Source organism: Bradyrhizobium sp. (assembly GCF_049798375.1).
Classification (GTDB): Bacteria; Pseudomonadota; Alphaproteobacteria; order Rhizobiales; family Xanthobacteraceae; genus Bradyrhizobium.
The window spans coordinates 1-2,067 of sequence record NZ_JBARGP010000076.1 but is presented as its reverse complement, the minus strand read 5'-3'; the positions used below and the strand labels follow the sequence as shown (position 1 = coordinate 2,067).

Genomic DNA, 2,067 nt, shown 5'->3' with positions numbered 1-2,067 from the left:
CAATTGCGCGCCTGACCGGGATGACGGGAGGATGTGGATGCGCCCTCTCCCGCGACAACGAATGAGGTGATACAGAGCGCTTCCTCATCTCCGATTGCCGGAAGCCCCGATGTCCTCAGCCGTGTCCCCGCTCGCCCCGACCGAAGTCCCCGAGATGCCCGCGATCGCGGGCGTCAGGCTGGCCACCGCGGCCGCCGGCATCCGCTACAAGAACCGCACCGATGTGCTGCTGGCGATGCTCGATCCCGGCACTACGGTCGCCGGCGTGTTCACCCAATCGAAATGCCCGTCGGCACCGGTCGAATGGTGCCGCGCCAAGCTCAAGGGTGGCAAGGCGCGCGTGCTGGTGGTCAATTCCGGCAATGCAAACGCGTTCACCGGCAAGACCGGCAAGCAGTCCACCGCACTGACGGCACAGATCGCCGCCAAGGCCGCCGGCTGCAAACAGGAAGAGGTCTTCCTCGCGTCGACCGGCGTGATCGGCGAGCCACTCGATGCGACCAAGTTCAACGGCGTGCTCGACCAGCTTGCCGAAGATGCGGAGCCCGCGAACTGGATGGCGTCCGCGCAGGCCATCATGACCACCGATACCTTTGCGAAGGTCGCGACCGCTACCGTCAAGCTCGGCAAAGCCAGGGTGAATATCTGCGGCATGGCCAAGGGCGCCGGCATGATCGCGCCGGACATGGCGACGATGCTGTCCTTCGTCTTCACCGATGCGCCGATCTCGGCGCCGGCGCTGCAGGCGCTGCTGAAGGCCGGCGTCGAGGACACCTTCAACGCCGTGACGATCGACGGCGATACCTCGACCTCGGACACGCTGCTGGCCTTCGCCACCGGCGCTGCCGCCGACAATGGCGCGCCGAAGATCAGCCGCGCCAGCGATCCCAGGCTCAAGGCCTTCGTCAAGGCCTTCAACGAGGTGCTGGCCGATCTTGCCGAGCAGGTCGCCCGTGACGGCGAAGGCGCGCGCAAGCTGATCGAGATCGTCGTCGAGGGCGCCAAGACCAAGCAGTCGGCGCGCAGGATCGCAATGTCGATCGCCAATTCGCCGCTGGTGAAGACCGCGGTTGCCGGCGAAGACGCCAATTGGGGTCGCGTGGTGATGGCGGTCGGCAAGGCCGGCGAGCCGGCCGACCGCGACAAGCTCTCGATCTCCTTCAACGGCATCCGGGTCGCCACCCGCGGCGCGCGCGATCCGTCCTATGACGAGAAGGAAGTATCAGCGGCGATGAAGCAGCCGGAGATTCAGATCAAGGTCGCGCTCGGCCTCGGCAAGGGCAAGGACCGCGTGCTGACCTGCGACCTCACCAAGGAATATGTCGCGATCAACGGCGACTACCGATCGTAGACTGGCCACCTCAGTTCGAGATCCCGGGCTCGCTCGCTCCGCGAGCGCCCCGGGATGACCGCTTCGCGGTCAGTTCGAGATACGGGCGTCGGCGACCGCCTTGCGGAACAGGGCATTCATCGCATCCGCGATGCCCTGGGTCGGGCTGACCTCGAAATAGAACCCGTCCGAGGCGCAGGCCTTCATGTTCTGCGCAATCTCGCTGTTCGGCGACGGGCCGAACGGCCCTTTGTTGAAGGGGTCGATCCAGCCCATGTACCAACTGTTGGTCGGCAGCTGAAGATAGGTGGTGTAGAGCACGGCGATCTTGATGCCTTTGTCTTTCAGGCTCTGGCAGAGCGTTGGATTGATCGGCGACTGGCAGCGCGGCGAGATGTTGCCGAACGTCGCGTTCTTCATCGTCTTGAGGCACCCTGTATTGCTCTCGTCGGCCACGCCGTCCGAGACGAAAAACAGGTATTTGAGCGGTGACCCCGGGGTGCCGTCGCCCGATTTTGGAATCTGGTCGTTGATGGCTGGAAACACGGTGCTGAACTGGGTGTCCTTGTCGGCGGTGTAGGCGTCATTGTTGCCATAGACGCCCATCAGGTCGATGTTGCCGGCGGCCGTCTTGGCGCTCGACAGGCTCGACGACAGCGAGAACAGCGCACGAAGCCCGATCGTCTTCGAGGATGCGCCGAAGTCGTAGATCGCCATCCGGAACTGGTCCGGATAGA

1 protein-coding gene and 1 pseudogene are annotated in these 2,067 nt (G+C 64.4%); one reads left to right on the top strand and one right to left on the bottom strand.

Translation table 11 applies throughout. From position 1 onward, the window contains the following. Positions 1-109 precede the first annotated feature (109 nt). Positions 110-1,351 (top strand): bifunctional glutamate N-acetyltransferase/amino-acid acetyltransferase ArgJ, encoded by a 1,242-nt coding sequence (gene argJ / locus WA702_RS03250; RefSeq protein WP_425109088.1) that lies wholly within the window; start codon positions 110-112, stop codon positions 1,349-1,351. 69 nt (positions 1,352-1,420) lie between these two features. On the opposite strand, the pseudogene WA702_RS03245 reads toward argJ, so the two are convergent. Further along, a pseudogene (locus tag WA702_RS03245) lies at positions 1,421-2,067 on the bottom strand (pilus assembly protein); the annotation flags it as partial.